We start from the raw sequence: 1885 nt of genomic DNA on the forward strand, positions 1-1885 counted from the left end.
TGCAGACCTTTCGTCATGGCCTCCTACCTTTCTTTCGGGCCCTTGTCAGGGCCGATTCGTTAGCGCCCCTCCGTGTGAGGCGTTATTGCTGACGACATATTTATATCCAAAATCAGCCCATACTTCCACCTTGCCCCCGAACGGTTTTTTATGAGGGGTGAACGGCATACACATATACTTCACGCATGGCATACTTTGACTTAATAAAGTGTATCTACGTGCTTAAACGCTTTTTTAAGCAAAAAATCTATTGGAACTAATCTTTCTTAAACCACCCTCGATTTGCATATTTCACGCAAAGGTATGAATAGAATTCGCAATTCTTGCTACGTCTCAACCATTTTGATTTTTATTCACAAAAAAGTTTGTCCTATTCATTTTTGGTAACCAGGCTACCGTTTACCAGACGCTGGGTACCGTTCGCCGGAAGCTCAGTATAAGGCCCAGCGGATATCAGCTTGCCGTACGGCCTCATTTGTAACAACTTGACTTCTCGGTATAAAAAACAGACCCGCCCCCTCATGGGAAACGGGTCTGTTATCGATTATCGTCGGCCAATTTGAATACGGACTTCGAAGGAAGTCGTGATCCTATCGATCGAACTCGGCCAGCGCCTCACCCAGAAGCCTCAGGCCCTCGCGAAGAACGTCTTCGCTCGGGCAGTAGCCCAGGCGTGCGCCGCAGGGAAGCTCAAAGCGGCTACCGGGAACCAGCAGCACTCCCCTCTCGGCCAACAGGCGCTTGCAGAACTCCTCGTCGTCCTCGGGAATATCCAGCCGGATAAACGAGGTGGATACGCCCTGCGGGGCCGTCCAGGAGACGCGGTCCTGCGTATCGATCCAAGCCTGTGCGATATCGCGGTTGCCAAACACGATCTTACGGTTGCGCTCGAGAATCTTGTCCTTGTGCTCGAGCACGTAGGTCGCCAGGGCGTCGTTGAACACGCCGCCGCAGATCATGGTGTAGTCGCGATATGTGCGGATGCGGTTGGACACCTCTTCGTTGGCCACGACCCAGCCCACGCGGGCCGCAGGCGTCGAATAGGTCTTGGACACCGAGTTGGTGACAATGGCCTTCTCGTACACGTCGGCCATCGACATAAAGGACTCGGTGTTCTCGAGCGGCAGATACACCTCGTCGCACAGCACGTAGACGCCCACCGAACGGGCAATCTCGGCAATCTGCCCGAGCATATCGGCATCGAGCGCCGTACCGATGGGGTTCGATGCGTTATTGATGCAGATGAGCTTGGTGTTGGGGCGCACCAAGCGCTTGAGCTCATCGATATCGGGCTTCCAGCCGAGCTCCTCGCGGAGCTCCCAATACTCGACCTCGGCACCCAGCGTACGCGGAATCTCGTAGAGCGGCGCATAGGTAGGCCACTCGGCAATCACGTGATCGCCGGGCTCCACAACGGCCATGATGGCGTTGAGGTTGGCGCCCGTGCAGCCATTGGTCTGCAGAATGTGATCGGGATTGACATCGCGACGATACAGCTTGGCGACCTCGGCCTTAAATTCCGGCGATCCCTCGATCCAGCCGTAGTTCATCTTCTCGCGATCCAGGCGCTCGTAGAACGTGGCGCCGTCCTGCTCGTCCAGTGCGCGAAGCTCGCCCATGGTCAGCGACGAGATCGTCGACTGGGCGATGTCCCACGTGGCGCTCTTCTCCCAAACGTTGAGCCATTCCTCAACACCGATTGTCTTGATATCCATGGCCACCTTATCTGATCTTCATTTAGCGTCATTAAACATGAATGGGGCGGTGCGAAAGATCCGCACCGCCCCAATGGGAGACATCTAATGGCAGCTAGATGTTTGTAGTAAGACCTGTACGGGTCTTTGAAAACCTTAGAGGTCCTCGCGCCAGAAGGGCATGCTCATGC

General features: G+C 54.9%; 1 protein-coding gene. It reads right to left on the reverse strand.

Going from position 1 to position 1885, the window contains the following annotated elements:
- Positions 1-590: 590 nt before the first annotated feature.
- Positions 591-1715, reverse strand: coding sequence for an aminotransferase (locus DW136_RS09750; RefSeq protein ID WP_118289515.1), 1125 nt, complete (start codon positions 1713-1715; stop codon positions 591-593).
- Positions 1716-1885 lie beyond the last annotated feature (170 nt).

The organism is Collinsella sp. AM12-1 (assembly GCF_003472325.1).
In the GTDB taxonomy this organism is placed as follows: Bacteria; Actinomycetota; Coriobacteriia; order Coriobacteriales; family Coriobacteriaceae; genus Collinsella.

Bases quoted from the DNA above. Each gene is read 5' to 3' on its own strand.
- DW136_RS09750 (WP_118289515.1), bottom strand. From the start codon at position 1,715: ATGGATATCAAGACAATCGGTGTTGAGGAATGGCTCAACGTTTGGGAG.